The sequence below is a fragment of the Citrobacter sp. Cpo090 genome, from assembly GCF_030332665.1.
GTDB classification, from domain to species: domain Bacteria; phylum Pseudomonadota; class Gammaproteobacteria; order Enterobacterales; family Enterobacteriaceae; genus Citrobacter; species Citrobacter portucalensis.
This window is the reverse complement of the sequence record NZ_JAOWHK010000036.1, coordinates 339175-362727: the sequence shown is the minus strand read 5'-3', so window position 1 is coordinate 362727 and position 23553 is coordinate 339175. Positions and strand designations below refer to the sequence as shown.

25 protein-coding genes and 5 pseudogenes are annotated in these 23553 nt (G+C 45.1%); 23 read left to right on the top strand and 7 right to left on the bottom strand.

Features of this window, described 5'->3' with window-relative positions:
* Positions 1 to 30 precede the first annotated feature (30 nt).
* Positions 31 to 1488: a YfjI family protein gene (locus OGY83_RS21730; RefSeq protein WP_286636913.1), complete on the top strand. Its 1458-nt coding sequence runs from the start codon at positions 31 to 33 to the stop codon at positions 1486 to 1488.
* A gap of 257 nt (positions 1489 to 1745) precedes the next feature.
* Complete coding sequence (locus tag OGY83_RS21725) at positions 1746 to 2432, top strand: inovirus Gp2 family protein (protein ID WP_286636894.1); 687 nt, start codon at positions 1746 to 1748, stop codon at positions 2430 to 2432.
* Positions 2433 to 2843: 411 nt separating this feature from the next.
* On the opposite strand, the gene OGY83_RS21720 is transcribed toward OGY83_RS21725, so the two are convergent.
* From OGY83_RS21720 to OGY83_RS21700, 5 genes are all read right to left on the bottom strand, one after another.
* Complete coding sequence (locus tag OGY83_RS21720; protein ID WP_286636893.1) at positions 2844 to 3032, bottom strand: hypothetical protein; 189 nt, start codon at positions 3030 to 3032, stop codon at positions 2844 to 2846.
* A gap of 410 nt (positions 3033 to 3442) precedes the next feature.
* Positions 3443 to 4006 (bottom strand): SLATT domain-containing protein, encoded by a 564-nt coding sequence (locus tag OGY83_RS21715; protein WP_286636892.1) that lies wholly within the window; start codon positions 4004 to 4006, stop codon positions 3443 to 3445.
* Between the two features lie 257 nt (positions 4007 to 4263).
* Entirely contained in the window at positions 4264 to 5058 is a 795-nt protein-coding gene (locus tag OGY83_RS21710; protein WP_105198627.1) for an SIR2 family protein, read from the bottom strand.
* Positions 5055 to 5615, bottom strand: coding sequence for a non-canonical purine NTP pyrophosphatase (locus OGY83_RS21705; protein ID WP_286636891.1), 561 nt, complete (start codon positions 5613 to 5615; stop codon positions 5055 to 5057). Before OGY83_RS21705 ends, OGY83_RS21710 begins: the two co-directional genes overlap by 4 nt.
* Positions 5612 to 6661 carry an amidohydrolase family protein gene (locus OGY83_RS21700; RefSeq protein WP_286636890.1) on the bottom strand — a complete coding sequence of 350 codons (1050 nt, stop codon included), beginning with the start codon at positions 6659 to 6661 and terminating at the stop codon, positions 5612 to 5614. Before OGY83_RS21700 ends, OGY83_RS21705 begins: the two co-directional genes overlap by 4 nt.
* 421 nt (positions 6662 to 7082) lie before the next feature.
* Between OGY83_RS21700 and OGY83_RS21695 the strand changes: the two genes are divergently transcribed.
* The 4 genes and pseudogenes from OGY83_RS21695 to OGY83_RS21680 all read left to right on the top strand — a co-directional run.
* On the top strand, positions 7083 to 8339 hold the full coding sequence (locus OGY83_RS21695; RefSeq protein WP_286636889.1) for an SIR2 family protein: 1257 nt from the start codon (positions 7083 to 7085) through the stop codon (positions 8337 to 8339).
* Complete coding sequence (locus OGY83_RS21690; protein ID WP_286636888.1) at positions 8336 to 10168, top strand: ATP-binding protein; 1833 nt, start codon at positions 8336 to 8338, stop codon at positions 10166 to 10168. Before OGY83_RS21695 ends, OGY83_RS21690 begins: the two co-directional genes overlap by 4 nt.
* 2 nt (positions 10169 to 10170) lie before the next feature.
* Complete coding sequence (locus OGY83_RS21685) at positions 10171 to 10380, top strand: KTSC domain-containing protein (protein ID WP_038434469.1); 210 nt, start codon at positions 10171 to 10173, stop codon at positions 10378 to 10380.
* A gap of 274 nt (positions 10381 to 10654) precedes the next feature.
* A pseudogene (locus tag OGY83_RS21680) lies at positions 10655 to 11246 on the top strand (YfjP family GTPase); the annotation flags it as partial.
* A 231-nt stretch (positions 11247 to 11477) separates the two neighbouring features.
* On the opposite strand, the gene OGY83_RS21675 reads toward OGY83_RS21680, so the two are convergent.
* Positions 11478 to 12404 carry a WYL domain-containing protein gene (locus tag OGY83_RS21675; protein WP_038434467.1) on the bottom strand — a complete coding sequence of 309 codons (927 nt, stop codon included), beginning with the start codon at positions 12402 to 12404 and terminating at the stop codon, positions 11478 to 11480.
* A 585-nt stretch (positions 12405 to 12989) separates the two neighbouring features.
* Here OGY83_RS21675 and OGY83_RS21670 point away from each other — a divergent pair.
* The 16 genes and pseudogenes from OGY83_RS21670 (at position 12990) to OGY83_RS21595 (ending at position 22190) form a co-directional block, all read left to right on the top strand.
* The gene (locus tag OGY83_RS21670) at positions 12990 to 13334 is read left to right on the top strand and encodes an FxLYD domain-containing protein (RefSeq protein WP_020324802.1); all 345 of its coding nucleotides are present in this window, start codon (positions 12990 to 12992) and stop codon (positions 13332 to 13334) included.
* 48 nt (positions 13335 to 13382) lie between these two features.
* Positions 13383 to 14066 (top strand): hypothetical protein, encoded by a 684-nt coding sequence (locus OGY83_RS21665; RefSeq protein ID WP_029591126.1) that lies wholly within the window; start codon positions 13383 to 13385, stop codon positions 14064 to 14066.
* A 472-nt stretch (positions 14067 to 14538) separates the two neighbouring features.
* Positions 14539 to 15402 carry a GTPase family protein gene (locus OGY83_RS21660; RefSeq protein ID WP_286636887.1) on the top strand — a complete coding sequence of 288 codons (864 nt, stop codon included), beginning with the start codon at positions 14539 to 14541 and terminating at the stop codon, positions 15400 to 15402.
* A 94-nt stretch (positions 15403 to 15496) separates the two neighbouring features.
* Positions 15497 to 16320 (top strand): annotated as a pseudogene (locus OGY83_RS21655) (DUF932 domain-containing protein).
* A 208-nt stretch (positions 16321 to 16528) separates the two neighbouring features.
* Positions 16529 to 17227 (top strand): DeoR family transcriptional regulator, encoded by a 699-nt coding sequence (locus tag OGY83_RS21650; protein WP_286636886.1) that lies wholly within the window; start codon positions 16529 to 16531, stop codon positions 17225 to 17227.
* A gap of 37 nt (positions 17228 to 17264) precedes the next feature.
* Positions 17265 to 17459, top strand: a pseudogene (locus OGY83_RS21645) (DUF4339 domain-containing protein); the annotation flags it as partial.
* Positions 17460 to 17500: 41 nt separating this feature from the next.
* Complete coding sequence (locus OGY83_RS21640; RefSeq protein ID WP_286636885.1) at positions 17501 to 18409, top strand: Ivy family c-type lysozyme inhibitor; 909 nt, start codon at positions 17501 to 17503, stop codon at positions 18407 to 18409.
* A 98-nt stretch (positions 18410 to 18507) separates the two neighbouring features.
* A complete protein-coding gene (locus tag OGY83_RS21635) occupies positions 18508 to 18744 on the top strand; it encodes a DUF905 domain-containing protein (RefSeq protein WP_286636884.1) in 237 nt (78 codons plus the stop codon).
* Positions 18745 to 18829: 85 nt separating this feature from the next.
* Positions 18830 to 19288, top strand: a complete 459-nt coding sequence (locus tag OGY83_RS21630) for an antirestriction protein (RefSeq protein WP_286636883.1) — start codon at positions 18830 to 18832, stop codon at positions 19286 to 19288.
* 8 nt (positions 19289 to 19296) lie between these two features.
* Positions 19297 to 19779 carry a RadC family protein gene (gene radC, locus OGY83_RS21625; protein WP_286636882.1) on the top strand — a complete coding sequence of 161 codons (483 nt, stop codon included), beginning with the start codon at positions 19297 to 19299 and terminating at the stop codon, positions 19777 to 19779.
* An 8-nt stretch (positions 19780 to 19787) separates the two neighbouring features.
* On the top strand, positions 19788 to 20009 hold the full coding sequence (locus tag OGY83_RS21620; RefSeq protein ID WP_286636881.1) for a DUF987 domain-containing protein: 222 nt from the start codon (positions 19788 to 19790) through the stop codon (positions 20007 to 20009).
* 18 nt (positions 20010 to 20027) lie between these two features.
* Positions 20028 to 20345, top strand: a complete 318-nt coding sequence (locus OGY83_RS21615) for a type IV toxin-antitoxin system YeeU family antitoxin (RefSeq protein ID WP_000065829.1) — start codon at positions 20028 to 20030, stop codon at positions 20343 to 20345.
* A 20-nt stretch (positions 20346 to 20365) separates the two neighbouring features.
* Complete coding sequence (locus OGY83_RS21610) at positions 20366 to 20686, top strand: TA system toxin CbtA family protein (protein ID WP_286636880.1); 321 nt, start codon at positions 20366 to 20368, stop codon at positions 20684 to 20686.
* Positions 20687 to 21049: 363 nt separating this feature from the next.
* Positions 21050 to 21252, top strand: a pseudogene (locus tag OGY83_RS25340) (integrase arm-type DNA-binding domain-containing protein); the annotation flags it as partial.
* Positions 21253 to 21286: 34 nt separating this feature from the next.
* Positions 21287 to 21979: pseudogene (locus OGY83_RS21600) on the top strand (DUF6883 domain-containing protein); the annotation flags it as partial.
* 10 nt (positions 21980 to 21989) lie between these two features.
* Positions 21990 to 22190 carry a DUF4926 domain-containing protein gene (locus OGY83_RS21595; protein ID WP_286636879.1) on the top strand — a complete coding sequence of 67 codons (201 nt, stop codon included), beginning with the start codon at positions 21990 to 21992 and terminating at the stop codon, positions 22188 to 22190.
* On the opposite strand, the gene OGY83_RS25220 is transcribed toward OGY83_RS21595, so the two are convergent.
* Positions 22185 to 22340, bottom strand: coding sequence for a DUF1272 domain-containing protein (locus OGY83_RS25220; RefSeq protein WP_353622055.1), 156 nt, complete (start codon positions 22338 to 22340; stop codon positions 22185 to 22187). The two genes, OGY83_RS21595 and OGY83_RS25220, sit on opposite strands and share 6 nt — an antisense overlap.
* Before the next feature lie 746 nt (positions 22341 to 23086).
* Here OGY83_RS25220 and OGY83_RS21590 point away from each other — a divergent pair.
* Complete coding sequence (locus OGY83_RS21590) at positions 23087 to 23443, top strand: KPN_00521 family repetitive protein (RefSeq protein ID WP_003826111.1); 357 nt, start codon at positions 23087 to 23089, stop codon at positions 23441 to 23443.
* Positions 23444 to 23553: the final 110 nt, after the last annotated feature.

Below are 23553 nucleotides of genomic sequence, written 5' to 3'. Positions count from 1 at the left end.
AATAAAGAACTCGTACTCAAATTTCAGACACTGCCCACTTTTGCACAACGGTTAATCAGCTACATACATTATAAAACAGGAGCCGCCGCCGAACTTATTTTAATAGTGTTACTTGGGGTAATGGCACTTGCCTGCCAGGACAAATTTGATGTTCAGCTTAAAAATGGGAGAACCTTTACATCACTTTATCTCATGCTATTGGCACGCTCAGGCAGCAGGAAATCAACGGTATTCAGGCTGTTGATGGAAGAAATTTATCAACTGGAAAAAGAGCTGCGAAATGATTTTCTGTTAAAAGAGAAAAATTATAAGCTTAAACTAGTATCATGGGAAACCGAGCTAAAAGAGCTTAAAAAACAATTTGGCAAAGCTGTTCGTCAGATGGCTGATGTAAATGAAGCACTTGAGGCGTTGGAGGAATGCCAAAGAAGAACACCATCAGTCCCAGAAAGAAAGTACCTTACTAAAAACGATTCCACAAGTGAGGGACTTAGAAAGGTATTAGCGCTGGGGTCTCCATCATTGATGCTCGGTTCTGATGAAGCTGGAGGGGTGTTTGACAGCAATCTTTTTCGCAATATATCAGTTCTCAACTCTCTTTGGGGAGAAGGGAGAGTCTCTGACAGCAGAGCATCTCGTGACAGCTACGATGTTGATGATGTCCGGCTGACCGTATTGCTGTTGTTACAGCCTGAATTATTTAACGACGTTATAAGTAAGCAGGGGAAAAAATTAAGAAAATCAGGATTCTTAGCACGTTTATTATTGATTGATCTGGAGCAACTTCCTGAACTATGCGACATCCCTGATGCGTGTTCATGGTCTGATGAACTAGGACTTGATGGTTTTTTCTCTATTCTCGTTAAGCATTTGCAAGACGGGATAGAGCGTAGAGAAAAAAATGAAGAACGTATCTTTATCACTTTATCTGAAGAGGCGAAAGCGTTATGGGATACACAAAGTAAACGAATCAGGGAGCTCATGCAAAAAGGAGAGGAGTTGCATCACTATGATGATTTTGGTTCCAGAATTATGGAGCAAGCTACGAGAATCGCATCAGTAATGCAAATGTTTATTACACCCGACTCACCAATAATTACCAAGGATACTTTGATGTCAGCTACGAAAATAACACAATGGATTATTAATCATCTTATCACTAAGGTCGATACTACTCGAGAACCTACAACTGCAGAAAAATTAGTATGGTTTATGGAGGATCATCTTGTTAGTAATGGTTCTTACGATTTCAAGAGGAATGATATCATTAAAAAAGGCCCATATTCAGTCAGGCGTTCAGAAAGTCTGAAGCCTGCTTTAGAAAAACTTGAATCTGAAGGAATAGTACAATTATTTGAACGAGGTGGGGTTAATTATGTCAAATTTATTGGTTCCAAAATGGAGCCTAGCGAACTAGCTGAAAAAACCAATATCCCGTTGTTACACTCAGGAACAGTTGCGATGAGTAAACTACGTTTACCTGAATAACTTCAGAGTAAGCAGGCTCTTTCTGATTAATATTTTTTGTTCTTAAGACAAGTAACACTAAGGATTCAGCTTAAATTATTAAGGAGGATAGCTCATGAGTTTTAGTCGGTATATGTAATATACCTTTATCAATATTCTACTCCTGTACAAGTAATTATCAAGAGTCCCCCCCTACAGAAGTTATATCCAACATCACATGGGTAGCCCTCGCGCTACCCATGATCCAATGATTAATATTTACAGAATGAAGGATTATTATGGAATCACAATATTCACTTACCAACGAAGAAATCGATGACTTGGTAGAAATAGCCTCCAGAAAGTATAGATCACCCATTGACCTCAATATTCTCAATTCACTGCTTGAAATGGTCTACGACACGCTGGAGCAGTATAACCGGATACTGGCTATTCGTACTGACACTAGGTTCGCTCTGTCTCATGTTCCGGGAGAGCCTGATCTACCAATATGCTTCCAGCGCGAAGATGCGCAGGCAATCACTCGCTTCTTCGAGTCACTGAAAAGCCAGCTACGGGCAGATCATAACCGGTCCAAGAGACCAGGTAACCCGACATTTCCATCTTATGGGTGGTGTAGAGAACGTGACACTAGTGAGCATCCCCATTACCACCTGATGCTGTTGTTTAATGCAGATGTGTATGGGTACCTAGGCAATTACCAAGAACTCAATGCTAAAAATATGGCAACCCGAATACAGAAAGCCTGGTGTAGTGCTATAGGGCTTGCTCACGAAGATTACTCAACATTAGCTGAATTTCCACCAAATGCTGTTTACAGGTTTAGCAGGATTGATGCACTGGATCGTAACTCAGTCTATTGGCGTTTCCTGATTCGACTGGCGTATCTGGCGAAAACCAAGACTAAGGATGTCTACAACGGTTACCGCAACTTTGGCACAAGCCAGTATATACGCTTGGGGTAATTAGGTCTCTAATAGCTTTTTTGGGTAGGAGCCCTACCGATTCATTAATACGTTAGATTAATTTGCAATAAAAATCACTATTGTGCCTCAGAACCCAGCTACAACCTGCTACACGTAGCAGGTTGTAGCTGGGTTCTAAAAAATACGCCCATATTTATCCTATTAAACTAACATTTCTGTGTGTGCCCTATATCCCCCTGTTGGGTATATCAATAGGATAAGGTTCTGAACCAACAACTTACAATGCTGTGTAATTGTAAAATAACATAAACGGACGTAGTTATTCAGGTTTAAATGCGAAGATATATTAAGTAGAGTAGCACTAGGAACGGAGGAAAAAGAAGAGATAAAATAAACACCAAGTTAAATATAACGCCTCACGCTATCAATAATAGCGATATTGGCGTAGTTTTATTTCCAGTTATCGAAACGAGTAGACAATGGGTTATATTCTTCAATTACAATAGAATCTAATAACTTCTCTAAAGTACGGATTTTTTGGTTCAAAATCATACATTCCCTATCATCTTCACAAAAACTACGAATACCTCGTAATGAGCATAGTTCATTTAGAATAAATTTTTTGGTATAATGTGCCATATAAACATCCTTGTTTAGGCTCTTAGGGTAGCGTGCAATTATAGATTGCAGTCCCTAGTCAACACTATACCGATTAAATGATTGAAGTTCAATAGATATTTTTATTTACATAATTTGAGTGACCTTAACTCAAATTATGTATGGCATTGAATTATCCATACCAAGTATTGTTATTAAGGTATTTAGATAGAATATCTGTAACGACCATTACATTAGGAATGTTACTCATATCTTCATGATATGCAATCTCATTGGAGCATACATAATGCTGAATTTTTAACTTAAGATGCTCAACGTCAACCCAGAATATTTTTCCCACAGGCACTACAACCTCAATAAAGACACAGACTAACCACCCATATAATAAATATAATTTTCTTAACCTAATATTTTTAAACGTTCTTATACTTTTAAGAATGAGCAACAGAAAAAAATAAAAAAGCAAATATTAATGCAATGCCGCCATGCAACATTAATTTTGACCTACTTTCGTTGTGTGGTGTTAGTAACGAGTCTTCAGACAAACTATTCCATTCCTCAATGATTTCACTGGATTGAATTTCAATATTGCCATCTTCGATAAGACCAGCATTAATTTTTAACTGAAGTACCTCAATCTTTCTTGCTAAATTAGCATATCTAGCACCAGAGGAACGATGAATTTCAGCTCTTTCTCCATATCTTGCTTGAGTAACCACCCCAGAAATAACTGCTGAAATACACCCCATCAGTACTACTACATGCTGTTTAGTTATCCCCCAAAAAGCAATCAATGTTGAAGTTGAAGAGAAAAAAGAAAATACCGTAACAAAAACCGTTGAATATATAAGCATATACCCTAGGATCTGTGAGCGATCAAATAAAGTCTCTGCTCTTTTATAATGGCCATCACGAGCATCTTTACAGCGCTTTAGCCATGAATTTAGCACACAGATAAGCTCTGGCACTGTGAAATCGTCCTTACCATTAATCATTTCCGCATACCCCAAATTATTAGACCTATCGAATTGATTAAACTAAATAATCAGGTTTATATCTGTGTTTTTCTACCACAGACTTAACTTCACAAGTTTTGAACTGCCAATCATGTTCGATAGCTTATAGTTTTCAAGCACCTGTAGTCAACTATGTCCAACCTTGTCAGCATCGGGATAACTGCTCCAAACAGTCATCCGCAATCACTGACACCATACGAAATAGAACTATCCAAAGCTCGCGCCCAACTACTTGTTTAATTCACCAATTTGTGAAGAAATTCCGTTAGTGCTTTCTTTGAATCATCCTCTTCTGAAACAATCATTTCGATTCCCCACTGACCCAAAACCTCCTTTGCTACAGGATTCGGTCGATTGGTGAAGACGTAAGACTTTGGTCGGGCAGATGGCAACACCGAGCGCCCCCACATCTCCGTCAGTCGATAGAACAAGAGGCGGATATTAATATCAGAAATACTGTAGCCGATAAAAAGTACAGAGTTTCCCAAGATATCGTTGCTGAGCTTAATATCCAATGGAGAGTCATAGTTTAATCGCTGAAAATAGCTAGTTTCATCAAGAACGATTGAATCCTCATCATCAAAATCCCCATGAAATTTAATTATTTGGCGCCGGCCTTCAGTAGCAGATACGAGGTCCGCAACGCTAGCGATCTTGTCGTATGGCACCTCAAACTTATCATGAGCCATTTCCAACCACCTATCATAGTTAGTTGTGTAAATCCGTGAAAATCGGCCATGAGTAATTAATCGGTGGATTTCAGAAGTTGAAACATCTGTACTTGGCTTGTGCCATTCACGATCCATCCAACTCCGAAGCGGCCCAAGAGTACCTTTTTTCCTCTTGTAATATTCAGCAAGCGCAAGTGGTGTTCCGTAAGTAGAGAAAATCTTCGGATCGTAGCCTAGGTCTTGAGCGATACGATCTATTAACTCACTCCATGTAGGCAAATTAAGATTGGCAGACACCCCTGCACCGACAAAAAGCATGAGTTTTCCGGTACGATACGCTTGCAGCAACTCAGTATTCATTTTACACCCTCTGAAACTTTGAGATATTCGGCAAACTGATCAAGTGCTTTACGGCGCATAGAAATCGAATCCTTTTCCTGCCCCATCTCAGCAAAAGTTTGGGCATATCCGTTTGGAACAAAAACACAGTCCCATTGGAAATCTGCAGGACCAGCAGGTATTACAGGTACCGTTCCCTCGATAGCTCCTTCAAATAAGTGAATCTCACATCCATCACAGTAACCTAGAACCGTTTTTGCGATCACTTTATTATCATTTAGACCAGCGACCAGCTTAACGAAACGCTCCGCCTCCAACTTATCCCAGAATATCTGTGTCAACCCCGCAGGAAGCCCATTAAGTCCACTCAGATAAAGCCCTGTATGTTCGACAAATAGCGGGCGACCTATAGCCTCGAATGCTTTTATTACCTTGTCGCGAACTAAGCTATGGACATTTTCTGTTTGCAATTCGTCAATTTTCTTCGACACCGGTACAACTTCTACTCCGATAGGAGTAAGGATTCTCTGAACCTCATTGATCTTATGCTGGTTTCCGGACATAAAACGAATTTTCAATCTAAACCCTCTATAAATGAGTACCGCTTAGCGACCTGAAACTGTTCGTAAATCTCTCTGACAGAGAGCCCTTCATTCATAGCCGCCGCATGATCATCTGCTAAGCCTTTTTGATGAATACCTGGGTTATCTGAGCAAATAACGAAAGGGACCCCATGACGTCGAAATTGAAACAAAGGATGGGATTCGTTTTCAGGAACAGCCCCTGTCAGTCTGTTGCTAATAGGACATACTTCAACACAGACCTCTTGCTTTGCTAAGAAATCAAGCAGGTGGGGAGACTTACTAGCTGCAGTTCCATGGCCAATACGATCCGCGTCAAACAATTCTATTGCTTCCCGAATGTTATCCACCCGACCAGTTTCGCCTGCATGAATAGTGATCCCTAGCCCGAATCGATCCTTTGCCTTACGAAATAGTGAAGGTAATTCGGCTGGGTAAGTAATTTCCTCATCGCCAGCCAGATCCAACCCCACCACATCACTTGGCTGCCCGAGATCTTGGTAGGCTTGAAGAATTGTGGACAAAGCAACTGAACTCTGTTCACCACGTGCAATGGTGAGGATTAAACCAGTCCGTATGCCGAAGCTGTTAGATGCAGCTTCAATCGATTCTAGAAGTCGTTCAAGAGCTTGAGCAGGCGAGCAATTTTGCAGTTTAGAGAGATATAACACGCTGCTCCGTAGTTCCACAAAACGCACGTTGTTCTGCGCCAGATTCTCAAAAACAGCCAAGGACAGGCGACTGAGATTTTCTCTCTTTTTGGGAAAACGTCGTAGCACTTCCCAAGGTGTCAAATATGAAGCGAGCGACCGACAAGGCTTATTACGCAATATATCCCGTTCAATCAGGAAATCTGCAGGCAGATCTGTTGCTTCGTCAGCAAGGATGTCTTGAATCGCTGAAAGTGGGATTGCTCCATTCATGTGTACATGAAGCTCTGCTCGGTCCAGATCTTTGAGTTTCGCTGTAACCCTCTTGTACTCGATACCACACTCGGTAGTCCGACTACGCTTCTTTACGGTATCGATTATGCATTGATTCAATTGCTTTCCTTACGCCAATCGCGAGTTTCACTGTTTCCCGACTACTGAATGCATTCTTAAACAACAAACAGTAAAAATCAGTTTGCAAGTTTTTTAATTTTATTGTTACAAACTCAGCTTTTCACCGCAACTACAAAGGGTACTTACCGACTTTAGTGAGTTATAGGCAGTAGTGGCTTTTATCTAGATAACACTCAAGAAGTAAGTCGAATAGATACACAAAAGATAGGGCTAGAGCTATCTAATCTGCTACAACTGACTACCTAACAAACAAGCGAACGTGCTGCTTCAGCAGCACGTTTTTTAGTAGCAACTCAATAAAAATGGGCTTCCTTCTTAACTTGGCCCCTCTTGAGTAGTATTGTCTGATATTGAGGTTCGGTAGGGGAAATCCGGCAGCAACACCTATGAAAGGAAAACCATGGAAACGTTCCACAATCCAGATCGATTTATGTCTGATCTACGACAGGTACTATCACAAGGTAGGAAGCGTATTGGAATTCTTGTTGGCGCAGGAGCACCTCTCGCAATCCGCGTAAATGACAAGAATGAGATAGAGCCAAATGGGAAGCCGCTGATTCCAGGAGTTGAGTCCCTAACGCAGCAAGCTACCTCAGAGCTAACAGAGGTTCAAATGAAGGCGGTCGAGGCAATAAAAGCAAGCTTGGGATGTACCGCTAACATAGAATCAATTTTATCACGTATTCGTTTATTAGAACAAGCTCTGGGAAATACGAAAGTTGAGGGATTAAATGCAGAGGAATATAAACAACTAGGCAAAGACATCTGTAAAAAAATTTCTGAAATAGTCGGTGTTTATTTACCAAAAGAACGTAACGCATATTCTGATTTAATCTCATGGATTAATGGTACAGTTCGTTCTAACTCAGTGGAAATATTCACTACAAACTATGATTTTCTTTTCGAAGAGGCATTTGAAAGAGTTAGATCTCCTTATTTCGATGGGTTTTCAGGGGGTAGTAAACCTTTCTTTGACCCTGTCTCGGTAGCTGGCGATGACTTGCCTGCTCGATGGGCAAAGTTGTGGAAGATGCATGGCTCCCTTGGCTGGGCCTTGGAAGACGGAGCTGTTGTCCGAGGACATGGACGAGAAGCTGCCGAATTAGTTTATCCAGACCATTTAAAATATGATTTAACTCAAAAACAGCCTTACTCCGCTCTCTTTGAAAGACTTAAAAGATTTTTACTTACCCCTGATTCTTTGTTGCTCACGATTGGATTTTCATTTAGAGATGCACACATTTGTGCAGTTCTTGATGAAAGTTTGGCGATGAATGCCAATACAGCTGTTTTGGCGTTCCAATATCAAGTTCTTGCAAAGGAAGGGCCTGCCGTAAAATTAGCGAGTGATAGGCCTAATCTGAGCGTCTACGCAGCTGATGGGGCTGTCATAGGTGGAGTTCCAGGAAAGTGGCGTCCAGGGGAGTTACCTAAAAACTGGGGAAGTATTCGTGAAAGTTTTTGGGCTGCACGATGGCCGAAAGAGCCTAATCAATTTCTATTGGGAGACTTTGCCGCTTTTGCTCGGTTCTGCGCACTAGCTCAATCCAATGATTTGATAGCACAATCTCTAAAAAGAGATGAACCTGGAAGGTCTGAGGATGAAACTGATCGCAGCCGCAGAAATGAGATTGAGCTAGAGGAAGGTCAAAAATGAGTGGCAATGATCCGACATATTTAGGTGTCGTTAGTGCTGTTTCAGGTGCCACCCTCACGATAAAACTTGCTGAGTCCTTAGACTCTGGTTTTGCCGTCATTAAAGGACATACATATCGAGTTGGCCAAGTAGGTAGTTTTGTCAGAATTCCTCAGGGCTATCAGGATTTATTTGGTATCGTTTCTGAGGTCGGGGCCACTGCAGCTCCCTCACAATCTGATATCTCTGAAATAGACTCAGGCAGATGGATGACTGTCCAGCTTGCTGGTGAGACAGTCGGCGGTCAATTCGAAAGAGGCCTGAGCCAACATCCTAATATAAATGACTCAGTGCACCTAGTTACCGAAACTGATCTAAGAAGAATTTATGGTTCAGTCGGTGATGACCAAGTGAGCATAGGACATCTTGCGAGTGCTGAAAACATTGACGTACGTCTATCTTTAGATGCTCTTGTAACGCGCCATTCAGCAATACTAGGGTCAACTGGAGCAGGTAAATCCACAACTGTTGCAAGTCTCCTGAGATCAATTATTCGGAAAGATGAAATTAAGGGGTCACCAGGCGCACGTATCCTTATGCTCGACATTCATGGCGAGTACACTAAAGCTTTGGAGGATGTATCAACTGTTTTCAGTGCAACCCCCAACCAAGATCAAAAACCGTTATTTGTTCCCTATTGGGCTTTAGAGGCTGGTGAACTTTTAGATTTCATAACAGGAGGGCTTTCTGAAGCTCACGAAATTGCCTTCACAGACAAAATCGTGGAATTAAAAGACAAGGGTATTAAAGCAAATCCAAGAGCAGGTATTGATTCCAGAACTCTTACTGTAGATAGTCCAGTACCATTTAGCTTAAAAAAACTTTGGTATGAATTAGTTGACTTTGAAACAACCACCTATACAGGTGTAAATCGTGATGAACCTGCGCTTGAGGAGACAGGAGATGCCGATAGTTTGGTTGCACCAAAGTACCAACCTCATGCGCTGGGTACCAAAGGGCCATTCACCAACACCGCAGCTAAAGGTATTCGAAGACCATTGAATTTACTTCGTTCCCGCCTGCTAGATCGCCGCTATGACTTCCTTCTTCATCCTGGCGATTGGGAGCCAGACCTTACGGGAACAGTTAAAACTGATCTCGATAAACTATTGGAAGGTTGGCTTGGTCATGATAAGCAAATCACTATATTGGATTTGTCGGGAGTTCCCAGTGGGGTTTTAACTCGGCTCATCGGCTCTATTTTACGTATTGTTTATGAAGCACTTTTTTGGAGTCGGGAAAAATCAGAGGGAGGAGTCGAGCGCCCTCTTTTAGTAGTGATGGAAGAGGCTCATCGTTATCTAGGTCCTGATGCTGGAACAGTCGCTTCCGAAGTGGTAAAACGCATAGCAAAAGAAGGTCGTAAATATGGTGTAGGTGCTATGATTGTGTCCCAGCGACCAGCAGAAGTAGATGAGACAGTTTTATCTCAATGTGGCACGATCATAGCACTCCGGTTATCAAATCCTGTAGATCGTGCACGCGTGAAAGGAACTTTGCCAGATAACCTAGCCGGGCTGATGGATCTTTTGCCCGTGTTGAGAACTGGTGAAGCAATCATCACCGGGGAAGCTGCTCGACTCCCCGTCCGCTGCCGCATTACCTTGCCCTGCCAAAAACATTTACCCCGTAGTAACGATCCTAAAGTAACCGAAGCTTGGGCTAGTAGGCGTTCAGCTGAAGGCTATGACCGCGTGGTTGCCTCTTGGCGTAGTCAGCAGACTAATGCTGTTGTCCAAAAACTTGAAATCATCCGTTCACCAATCGAAGACGAACCTGAGGAGAGCTAAATATGCACCGCGACGCCGTATCATCATCAAACATTATGTCTGCTGGTTATGATTCTGCCAGTGAAACCATGGAAATCGAATTTAAGGATGGAGCTGTTTATCAATACTATAATGTTAATGAGCATCTTTACGAACAATTCAAATCAGCCCCTTCTAAGGGGCAGTTCTTTAATATATATATAAAAAATGCGGTCCCTTTTTCAAGAGTTTAATTTACCATGTTGGGCTGCTACACGCGCAGCCCGATCCTTGTCAGACACATAAATATAACGCTAGCTTATCAGGTATTAAAGTTTACATACGAAGTTATCATGAGTATTATTCTTTAATCAGTTAACTATTAAAGAACAGCGTATCTATTATATTATCAAACTTGACAGCAATGTTTTAAATAATCTCAGATATATATTATTTCACTGAATAAATATCTTAACGGCAGAACCATTTGGTTCTGCCGTTTTTACTTTCTTTTTCAGAGGATAAATAATGAAGTATCTTGATAACCATCACCCGCTACAGAACTCACTTTACGGCCTGCCGCAAATAAATCAGTTAACTCACTACGAGCCGATAATTGGTATTATAGGCAAAACTGGCGCAGGAAAGAGTAGCCTGTGTAATGCGCTTTTTGCCGGGAAGGTGTCATCGATTAGCGTTGTTGCTGCATGTGCCCGTGAACCTTTAAGCTTTCATATCCGGGTCGGAGAACGCTTACTGACGATTTTTGATTTACCAAGAGTCAGTGAATGCACGTCGCGGGATGCGGAGTACACCTCACTGTGCCGTGAACAGCTTCCGGCCTCGACCTGTGCTGTGGCTTATTAAGGCCAATGACCGGGTGCTGGCGGTGGATGAGCATTTTTATCGCCGGGTGATTGGTGAGGCATACCAGCATAAAGTGCTGTTTGTTATCAGCCAGTCGGATAATGTTGTTCCCACCAGCAGTGGTGATAAACTATCCACGGAGAAGAAGCAGAATATCAGTCGCAAAACCTGCCTGCTGCATGAGCTACTCCGGCCGGTAAATGCGGTGTGCGCCGTATCGATCCGCCTGCATTGGGGCTGCCGGGTGCAGGCTGGTTACTGATCGCATTATCGCAACAATGCTCTGTCCTACAGCCCCTGACACGCTTGCGTCGGGGGCTTTTGCTTTATACTGTTGCCAAAGTCTTTTCACTCTGCAGTAGTAGGCTGAGAGGCAGAGTGCTTACTTGCGAACATAACAGTATCACCGTTGAAGATGGCAAGGGCAGCAACTCCCGCATGGTTGCTAGCGACCTTGAGGGCCGGATACAATGGCTTGTCATGCTTACCCATTTTTTTCTTCAAACAATGGTGCTAAACACTGAACTTCTTGTAAAGCTTCTGCATTCAGTACATCAAAGTATAACCACTTATTATTTTCATCATTGACCAAGTCAATTTTCCAATTGGTTTTTACATAACAGGCCAATGCTGCACGGCAAGTGACGGAATGGACGTTACCATTTATAGAGAACTCGCGCGAAATTTCATTAATTGTTTCTTTTGGTAAATTCTTTTTAAATTCAATGATAAAAGTGATTTCTTCGTCCCACTCTCTATCCGTCTTCTCAGCAAGAGTCGGCGAAATTGTTGTTTCCAAATGAGCATCAAAAAGCCTGGACAATTTGAAGTTCTTAAAACCACTGCGCTGTGGTTGTTCCTCATTTCGGTCATAAGCTCTGAAATACCAGTTCTTACGATCAACAAACAATGCTGATGGAAACAGTATCCTTTCCCTGTGATCACCACTTTTCGAACCGTAGGAACATCTAATGGCACATTGTCCCTTTATTGCCCTTGTTACCGCCGCTACCTGTTCTTCTTTGAGGCGTTCCGGCTGATAGAGCGGGTCCACTTCATCAATGGGTAGCATTGGGCGCTTTTGCATTAATTCGGAGCGTGTAAACCCATACTGAATAAGGTTAAGGGCCGTGTGGACACCAATCCTAATTAGTGGGGTATAGCTGTCTGCAAGGATAACAGTTCTTTTGGTTGCAGTATCAATGCAGCAGTTATCCGGTTTTAACTCCCGATAGAGAGCAAGATCCTTAGATGCTGCAGCCTGAGCAACCTTGAACTCAGCCATAATTTCAGCTCTGGAGATGCTGCCAAGATAGCGAATACAGAGATCTATGTACGCAAGTCGTTCTGCCTGGGGAAGTGAATAGGCGTCGACCAGCAGTTCCAGATGAACATCATGAAACATCGTCATCGATACGCTCCAATTTATGATCTATTAAATATACTGTGCATTATCACATGTTGCACTACTTTACGCAATGATATAGGATTACCTCAGTCGAGAAAGTAATCAAATCGACATGATAGCTCAGGAAGGTTCATTCAGGTGAAGTCGTTGGTCTGGTTGGATTATTTCCGAGGGGATGGTGAGGGACTGTCTGCAAACAATCCCTCACCAGAAAAACAAAAACTCTGCGGAGCGTCATTCACCACTGAGTCTTGCTGATCAGAATGTTGAGTATACGTTAATTATAGCGTAGCCGACAAGCCTGCCTCCGGTGAAATGACACTCCGTGCAACATAAGGAGTGGTATATGACCACACCACGAATGGGCTACTGCCCGCGCTGTAAACAGGATTGTGAAATCACTTTTGCTACAAAAGCCATTCATGAAAAGACGGGTAAGGTAATTTTGCCGAAAAAGGGTAAAGTCCTTGTCATTCCTCATTGTACGGCTTGTCGTAAGACTAAATAGTTCAACCAGTGCTAGGCAGGTCAATGTGGCCTGCCTTTAATTGCTATACATAGCTCAACTTCTATTTAAAGGGTCATGTAATGAAAAAAATTCTTCGTAATATCATTCTTACTACAGCTGTGGTTTCTGGTTCAGTGTTCGCAGCAGATAGTAGCCAGCAGGTTGCACTTTCTGATCTTCATTTTGCCACAACACCAAATGGGATGCAGCAAATTGAAGGTAATGGTATTAATACTACTAATCAAACACTAAAGCATGTGTTCGTGAAATTTAACCTTCTTCAGAATAATACCGTAGTGGGGCAAACCATCGCTATGGTAGAGAGTCTGGAGGCCGGACAGAGCTGGAAAGTACAGGCCCCTTATAATAGTTTTTCTGTTAAGCCTGATAGTTTTAAGGTTACCGAGATTAACGTTATAAATTAAAGTTTTATTAAATGGTTTGTTCGTAAGAGTAAATTATCAGGAATATAAATGAATACACTGACAGTATCTCTGGTAACAATAATGATCCCTGGTGTCATTATGGCACTAATTTATGATACCTACACTCAACATAAATCCTGGGATTCATTTCGATATGTTCTGATGTCGGTTGTATTTGGTATCGTTACTTATCTGGCAATGCAGGCAGCTGTGAGCTTATTTCAACTGATTGCAGGGATCGGTGATACCAAATCCATAAGCTGGAGATTGCTGTCGGTCTGGTCAATTCCCAATGAGGAAAAGATAGCAATTAATCCACTGGAGATCTTGCTGGGCGGGCTTTGTGCTATCCCCTTGGGGCTGATAGCTGTCTATCTTGCAACCAAGCGGACATTTCATGAACTATTACTACGTAAGGGTATTTCAAATAAATACGGTGATGATAATGCCTTTATAAGGTCGGTTGAGATCATGCATAGAAATACCGGGCAATGCTACGTTCTGTTGCATGAAAACAACATGCTCATTCATGGGAATGTCTATCTGTATAACGAAAATGACAAATCTCAGGAACTAGGGCTTCTAAACGCAACTGTACTCAATTCCGAAACGGGAGCAGTTCTCTGGACGACGGGGTTTATCTATCTCTCAAAAGAATACGGTAAAATGGTCGTATTTGAAAATTACATTGAGGCTTCAAATGTCAAAGAATCAGACACCGAAAACAACTAGCATGCCGACTTTTGACGGTCGACAGATCAGGATTCAGGATGGGCTACAGATGGTAACAAATGGTGCTCAGGTAATGTCTGAGGGGCTGCAAATGGTTGCTCGGCCACAACAAGGTAACCAACTTCCAGGATATGGTCGCCAGACCTCAGGTCAGACAACATCCCAGAGCTCTTTTGCACCAGCTAGCGGTCCTAAAATCCCACCAATGAAGAAGTAATCACAACATAAAAAGCACCGGCTAATTAACGGTGCTTTTTATGTTTGTCCAAAAAGTAAATGTCGTCCCCTTTTTACCTATAAAGAGTAATGAATTAGCCTACCAGTAGGAATTGCAATTTCAGAAAACCTTGAAAGAGTCCGGTGTATAAGCATTCGAAATAATTTCAGACATATATCATCCTTCTGAACGCAACATCATTACGGCGAATCCATAAGGGTTCGCCGTTTTTTATTCTTAAATTCAGGAGATGCCATGAGAAATCAGGAAGGCTTGCATTCGCTGCAGGGCTCACTTATAGGCTTACCAGAATGGGCCTCAGAACAAGTCATGCAGCAAATTCGTCAACTGACAAATTACGAGCCAATGATCGGCATTATGGGCAAAACTGGAGCGGGTAAGTCCTCATTGTGCAATGCTCTGTTTGCGAGTGAGGTATCGCCGGTCAGCGACATATCAGCCTGTACCCGTGAACCTTTGCGATTCCGTCAGCAGGTTGGCGAACACTTTATGACCATCGTCGACCTGCCCGGCGTGGGTGAAAGCAGAGCTCGTGATACCGAGTATGCTGCGCTGTACCACGAACAACTCCCCCAACTCGACTTGGTACTGTGGCTGATTAAGGCTGATGATCGGGCGCTTGGAGTGGATGAGCACTTTTATTATCAGATAATTGGGGAAGCTTACCGCCATAAGGTGCTGTTTGTTATCAGCCAGTCCGACAAGGTTGAACCCGCCTGCGGTGGTGAAAAGCTGTCTACAGAGCAGAAACAAAATATCAGCCGCAAAATCTGTCTGCTGCATGAGCTGTTCCAACCTGTAAACCCTGTCTGTGCGGTGTCGGTACGTTTGCAGTGGGGGCTGCGGATGATGGCTGAGCGGATGATTCGTTGCCTGCCACGGGAGGCCAGTAGTCAGGTGGCAGTACAGCTCAGTGCGCCACTTCGTACCGATGCCGTTAATAAAAAAGCCCGTGACGATTTTGGTGAAACGGTCGGCTCGGTACTGGATACAGTAAGTTCCATGCCCCTGATACCGTCCCAGGTTCGGGCAGTCATCCAGTCTGTGCGCGACATCGTGGTATCAGTCGCCCGTGCAGTCTGGAATTTCTTCTTCTGAACATTCCCCCTTCTAACCCGTAGTTTCCTGAGCCCTGCCGCGATTTTGCGGCGGGGCTTTTTGTATTTAATTTTCTATCATGAGGAGTCTGCTTATGACCCGTCTGGCTTCGCGCTTTGGCGCAGCAAATCTTATCCGTCGTGACCGTCCGTTAACCCACGAAGAGCTGTTTCGTGTGGTGCCCAGTGTCTTCAGCGAGGAGAAGCATGCGTCACGCAGCGCACGGTATACCTGGATACCAACCATTACCGTTCTTGAAAATCTGCAGCGTGAAGGCTTTCAGCCTTTCTTTGCCTGCCAGACCCGTGTTCGTGACCCTGGGCGTCGCGAGCATACAAAGCACATGCTGCGCCTGCGTCGGGAGGGGCAGATTACCGGCAAACAGGTCCCGGAAATCATTCTGCTCAACTCCCATGACGGCACCAGCTCGTATCAGATGCTGCCGGGACTATTCCGTGCGGTGTGCCAGAACGGACTCGTCTGCGGTGAGTCGTTTGGCGAGGTGCGGGTGCCGCACAAAGGAGATGTCGTGAGTCAGGTGATTGAGGGGGCGTATGAAGTGCTGGGTATTTTTGACCGTGTGGAAGAGAAGCGGGATGCCATGCAGTCGCTGGTGCTGCCGCACCTGCACAACAGGCTCTGGCACAGGCTGCACTGACGTATCGTTTCGGTGAGGACCACCAGCCGGTGACCGCACCTCAGATACTCTCCCCACGCCGCTGGCAGGATGAAAGCAATGATCTGTGGACCACATACCAGCGTATTCAGGAGAATCTGATTAAGGGTGGGCTCAGTGGACGGAGTGCGAAAGGCGGACGAACGCATACCCGTGCGGTGCGCAGTATTGACGGTGATGTGAAGCTCAACCGGGCTCTCTGGGTGATGGCGGAAGCGATGCTGAGTGGGTTTCAGTCCTGAGCTTGTTATCAACATGTTGGGAAGGGACACTCCCTGTCCGTTTTACCTCCATTGGATTGAGTGTTTTATCACCGCATCCCACGGGGTACCGCGTCGGGCCTGCCTCCGGTGGCAGATAAAAAATAGTTCATTCCATGTCCATACCCTGTCCGCCCCCCTCTTTAGAATCATTTCATATTCAGTCAGTTAATTATTTCGGAGATTTAAGATGACACAGGCAGAGCGCCGTCATGACCGGCTGGCTGTCAGGCTGTCACTGATAATCAGCCGCCTGGTTGCCGGTGAAACGCTGAACATGGCGCGGCTGGCTGCAGAGTTTGGTGTGTCAGTCCGTACCCTGCGACGGGATTTTCGCGAACGGCTGATGTACCTCGACCTTGAGTATCGACGGGGGCAATGCCGCCTGCGCAGTACCGGTGGGGGCGTACAGGGCGAGCTGGATGCGCTGACCTTTGCTCATCGGGCAGGACTGGCCGATATTTTTCCGGGGCTGGACCGGCGTCTGGCGGGCGCACTGCTGGCATCGGATGGAACCCCTTGCCTGGTGTGGCAGTCACCACAGCCGATAGCGGCCACCAGCCCGCTGGTATTTTATCGGCTGGTCAGCGCCATCACCGGCAGTCAGCGTGTATTGCTGCTCGCGGACGGTGAACGTTGTGACGGACTGGCCCCGTACCGTCTGATATTTCTCGACGGCTGCTGGTACCTCACCGGTGAACTTAACGGGCATATAACCGTGCATCCTCTGGCGACCATCCATGCAGTGACAATCCTGAACACCACTTTTACCCCTCGAAAACGTCTCAGCCTGTTAACCACTCAGGCAGGCTTTATCCGGGCACTTCCTCACTTCAGCTGTATCCGTGAAGTTTTGTCACAGGCTGCCGATAACGGGGGATCGGGATGAGCTTCGGTTTAATGACCTCTGTTAACAAGGAAAAACAATGACCTGGCATTACGAGAAAAATGGTGTGCGTCACGACAATGTGACCGAAGACGACATCACCAGCCTGATTGTTCACGGTGAACTGACTGCCGCCACTCTGGTTTGGCGACAGGGAATGACGGAGTGGCAACCGGTCTCCGCCACCCCACTAGCTTCGGTGCTACTTCAGAGCGCCATACGCCAACATATGCCCACAGCCCCTGACGCATCAGGGGCTTTATAAGGAGTCTTATAATGAAAAGAAAATCTTTCTCTGCAAATGTGAAATGGAGTTGGTTGGCATTGTCTGTGGCACTGATGGCCCCGACTGCAGCCCAGGCAACCGCCAAAACGGCGGTAGAAGCCAAGAACTGTCAGTCAGAAAACAATACCTGCCCATATTCTTTCGACCTGTACAAAACCGACCCAGCGTACAAAAAGTCGTTTGATGAGACCATGAATCAGAATGGGTTACCGGCAATGCTCGACGAGATGAATGGTCCAGCGGGTCCGATGGAACCAGTAAAAATTGACGGTAAAGTCTACCTGAAAGGTTTTATGTGTGAAGACGGTAACTGTGGTAACCACAATCTGACATTCTTGTACCAGCCTGACCTCCATAACTTCGTGGGCTTCTACAGCAACGGTAAAGATGGGCAGTGGGTTAATACCCCAAGTGATGGTGAGCTGAAAGTATTACGTGCATTAGTCAATGGGACTGCGGAACCAACACACACGCCAACCGCCACTACCACGTCCAATGATGCACCACCAGCGAATACCATCTGGGAATTTACCGGGGGTAACGGTGACACTCTGTGGAACATGTGCGGCGGTAAACATAACAGTTGTGTGATTGTTGGTAATACCAAACACGTGGCCGCCGTGTTAAATCACAAATCTGCAAGTGGGTGTTCATTAGGTGATTTTTACATCATTGACAAGGATGACCGTTCCTGGCAACAGCGAGATACCGGAACCTGTAGTCCAAATGCCTGGGTGCGCAAAGGCTCCATTAAAGGTGGTCAATATCTGTCTGTTGACATCGGCGTTGGCAACGAAACGGTAATACAATATCCGATCGGGTACTGGTCAGATGTGAAAGAGTTCACTGGCCCAAACCGACCATCCTGGGAAAAAGCAAAACAGGCAGCTAAGCAGTAGGGTTATCGTTACGACACGAAACATACCCTATTTTTCCTTCCTCTCTTTCAGTCCCTGTCGCTTTTGCGACAGGGGATTTTGCTTTTAAGGTACACCGAATGCCTGAATCTCACATGTTGCCACCAGGACCTTTCACCCGACAGGAGGCCGAAGCGGTTATCCGCCGGTATCAAAACATCACTATTGAAGATGACCAGCGCAGTCACTTCCGCCTGGTGGTTCGCGACTCTGAAGGTCGAATGATCTGGCGGGCGTGGTGCTTTGAACCGGATGCCGGTGAAGGGCTTAACCGTTATATCCACAAGTCAGGCATCCTCAGAACCTCCTCCTCCTGACCACACCCATTCATCATCCCTGTATGTCCTTTATTTCCCATAAGCCAGCCATCGTTGCTGGCGTTTTTATTGACGGAGAATATCCATGACGACACAAACTCAATGCGAATTGATGTCCACTAATGAACCTCAATTTGACCTCACTGCAACACCAGCACCTGACGAACAGCGCCTCGATTTCTGGCCGCTGTACTTTGGCGCTATCCCGCAATGGATAACGCTGGAACCGCGTATTTTCGCCTGGATGGAGCGATTTTGTGATGAATATAGCGGTGGTATCTGGTCCTTTTATACGCTCAGCAATGGCGGCGCGTTTATGGCTCCTGATGCTGAAGGTGACGATAAATGGCATCTGTTCAACGGCATGAACGGCAATGGTGCGGAAATGAGCGCGGAAGCCGCAGGTATCGCTGTCTGCCTGATTGAATACAGCCATCACGCCTGTCGCACCGAATGCGATGCCATGACAGAGCACTATTACCGCCTGCGGGATTACGCCCTGCAGCACCCTGAATCCAGCGGCATTTTGCGCATTATTGATTAAGGATACTCATGATGGAACAGTCACTTATCCCACCGGCTCCGGTACTTCCACTAACCGCACAACGCACGGTAAAACGCGCCTTAACGTTGCTTGACCGACACCTGCGAGAAACAGGCGTGGCATTCACGTCCGCCCAGGTTGCCCGTGACTGGCTGACACTGAAAATGGCGAGACTGGAACGCGAAGAGTTCATGGTGCTGTATCTGAACCAGCAAAATCAGTTGATTGCCCATGAAACTCTGTTCACCGGGTCCATCAACAGCACCGAGGTACATCCCCGGGAGGTGGTCAAACGCGCTCTGTATTTCAATGCAGCAGCAGTGATTCTGGCGCATAACCACCCCTCCGGCGACACCACGCCCAGCCGGGCAGATAAGACCATCACGCAGCGTCTGGTGCAGGCGCTTCAGCTCGTTGATATCCGTGTGCCTGACCATCTGATTGTCGGTGGCAAGCAAATCTATTCGTTCGCTGAACACGGTCTGCTGTGAGGTATGACATGAACATTATCAGTAAACGCCGGGCGATGACGATTTACCGTCAGCATCCGGTCTCCCGCATTTTTCGATACTGCACCGGCAGATACCAGTGGCACGGCAGTGTCTGTCATTACACCGGTAAGGTAGTTCCTGACATTCCCGGCGTGCTGGCGGTATACGCCGAACGCCGCCAGGACCGCAACGGGCCCTATGCCTGTCTGATGAGTATCACTCTGAACTGACAATAAAGGTGGTTATAAATGAGCAACATTACATGGGGCCTGCAGCGGGATACCACGCCGCGTCTGGGAGCCCGTCTGGTACAGGAGGGGAACCGGCTGCATTATCTGGCTGACCGGGCCAGTATCACCGGTAAATTCAGTGACGCCGAATGCCGGAAGCTGGATGAAACATTCCCGCACTTTATCAGCCAGATGGAATCGATGCTGACCACTGGTGAAATGAATCCCCGCCATGCCCACTGCGTCATCCTTTATCACAACGGTTTCACCTGCGAAGCCGATACCCTTGGCAGTTGCGGCTACGTATACATCGCCATTTACCCCACTCAGCGTTAATTACCTTCACGAGAGCAAACATGAAACCTCAACCTGCAATAACTACGCGGGCGGTAAAGCCCTGTCTGTCGCCCGTAGCTGTCTGGCAAATGCTACTGACACGCCTGCTTGAACAGCACTATGGCCTGACACTGAACGACACGCCATTCAGTAATGAAACTGTGATTAAGGAACATATCGATGCAGGTATCTCTTTAGTTGATGCCGTAAATTTTCTGGTGGAAAAGTACGAACTGGTTCGCATCGATCGTAAGGGGTTTAGCTGGCAAGAACAGTCGCCTTTTATTACTACTGTCGACATTTTAAGAGCCAGGCGAACTATGAGGGAAACAAGAACTTAATCTGTGTCAGCCCTCTTCCCACACCCCATCTCTTTACCGGGCAAAAAAGGTAAAAATATTTTTAGGCACCACATTAGGCACCATCACAAAGTTGAACTAGAATTTAGATCATATAATTCAAACAATTATAGCACCAATTCAGACTCCGCCAGCCCACCAAAATTCTCCATCGGTGATTACCAGAGTCATCCGATGAAGTCCTAAGAGCCCGCACGGCGCAAGCCCTGCGGGCTTTTTTGTGCCTGCAATTTGTCCCGCGAAGTCCGAAGAGAACTAATTAAATCCGAACTTTTTAGGCCCATTGATAGGCCCAACGAAAAGCTCTATTGTTTTCGTTGGGCCTAAACGCATGGAGACTCCTCCATGGCACGAAAAACCAAGCCGTTAACCGATACGGAAATCAAAGCCGCCAAACCTAAAGATGCCGATTACCAGCTATATGATGGTGATGGGCTTACTCTGTTAATCAAGTCCAGCGGTAGTAAGCTCTGACAGTTCCGTTACTACCGACCTCTGACCAAGCAGCGAACCAAACAGAGCTTCGGTGCTACCCTGCTGTCTCACTTTTTGTTGACCACTTCATATAGCCTCAACGAGCACCAGGGAAGAAAGCCGCCTCCGACCATCAAACATCATTATTCCGATGCCCCGATACAGCACGCCCAGGCGGGTAAAACGATTAACAGTAAAGCAGCCGGGAGGCTTTTGGCGGCTGGCGGTATCTATAATGGTAATATTGAGGGATTCCATCAGACTGCAGAACAGCTCGGTGGTGATGCGCCAGCGAGTTACGCTCAGGTCATGGACAACAAAGCATTACTCATTACCGGTGCGTCTGTCGCTGCCGGGCTGACGATGGGAAGAGTTAGCGTTACTAGCGAACTACTAGAATTATCATCGTTAAGCAAAATCCCAACGTTTGAATCACCAGCTTTAAAGGGGTTTACCTCAGAGTCAGGTTCATTACTGAACGCGGAACACGCCGTTGTAGATTACAAAAAGCTATCAACTTACTCTTTAGACCCTAACCATCTATCTGGAGGGCATAAAGCGAGGGTTTTCCAGTCAGCGCTGGGTTATAACCCAACGAATGCTGACGTTTTAGGAGCACGAGTCCAGGAGGGCGTATTAACCGCCCCGGCTAAAATTTTGGACGCGAACCAGCACGGGCAACGAATGGCCGTAGACATGCCGATATTAGGCGCTAACGGTGAAACCGTGATAGTGCGCAGCGGTTGGATATATGAACCTGATGCTGTCGTTCCGCGCATGACCACAATTTTTGTTAAGTGAGGTACAGGCCATGAGAAGAGAAGAGAGTGAATTGGTTGTTTTAGCTGAAGATTTGCCAAATGAAGGGTTAACTAAAGGCATGTTAGGTACCATTGTATTCATACATGAAAAGCCACATTTGGCTTACATGGTTGAATTTATTAATGATGAAGGGCGACCTATTGCGATGCCAGATCTTTTGCCTGAGCAAATAACGGATTTCAGCTTATAAAACGATGCAAATCAAATGATCGGCATATTCAAAATGCCGATGGTTTCCGTTAACTTCACGGTAGACAATCCAGTAACGCCAGAAACCATTTTTTGATTCAGGTGGCAGATCTTTATCGCAGCATTCGCAATTAGGACGGATTTCAAGCATGGTGCTCTTTTATTGTTAAAGGGACATCATTGGCTATACCAAAGGTCATCTACCCGTATCTCCTTCTGCGATAGATGACGTTATTGTTTTTCACGTGTATTAGATGAGCATGGTCTACAGTCTGGAAAATTCAAGAGTGTGAATTATCCGACAGAAACACTCACTTCCGGAAACGAACGACAAGCCTGTAGCGTCCACCAGAACCTAAACTAGCACGGAGAATCCTGCTCCCAACAATCTTCCATATCAACATCATCGCCACTCTTTTTGCGCCTTCCCCTTCGCGAAAAAAACAAAAATCTCCAACAAACTCAACCAGCTCCCCCACCAATTACAAGGACTCCAGCCCAAACACAGATGAAAAGCCCTCAGCGCAAGTTGAGGGCTTTTTAGTCTCTGTATTACCCGTAGTACCGGTCAAACTCTGAGAAATGGGTACACGCATAGTTTCACACGTAAAACATGATTAAAATTCAACCTCATTTCTAATAAAAAAATACATCCCCAAATAAACATCAGGCAGCATTATGATGTCGATCCCATGCTGAATAATGATTATTACTCTTTATTTAACCCAGCATTAAATGTGGATTCCACCAATAAAAAATAACCGTATTAATTACTCACAATTGCACAAAATAGATAAATACTGTTATCAGCACTTACAGTTTTTTCCTAAAGCCAGCGCTTCGTTTGTATGCCATGCTTAACCACGCTAATAACTTATAACGCTAAGCGAGGATATTATGAAAAAGACAATTATCGCATTATCTGCAATTCTGCTGGCATCTCCGGTTATTGCCGCAACAACACACGCAACCGATAATGATGTAGCCGCCGCACACGAAAACGCCAATACTGCAAAAGAAAAACTGCATCAGGCGCAGAATCAGGGCGAAGAGCAAAAATTAAAAGCCAAACATGCTGCTGAAGGTAAACAAGATGACCTGAGCAGCAAGGTGAGTGAAGGTTCACAAAAAGCCTGGAATACAACCAAAGAAGGTACTGAAAAAGGTTGGAATGCAACAAAAGAAGGTACCGAGAAAGGCTGGAATAAGACTAAAGAAGGTGCTGCTTCCGTTGAGAAAAAAGTCAGCGAATAATCTTCCAAACATTGAATAATAAAAAACCGCGAAAGCGGTTTTTTATTATTAGGAATAAGCCGCAATCCAGCATCGGCGCCTCATCGCAATCTGTTTCTACAGTTAAACCA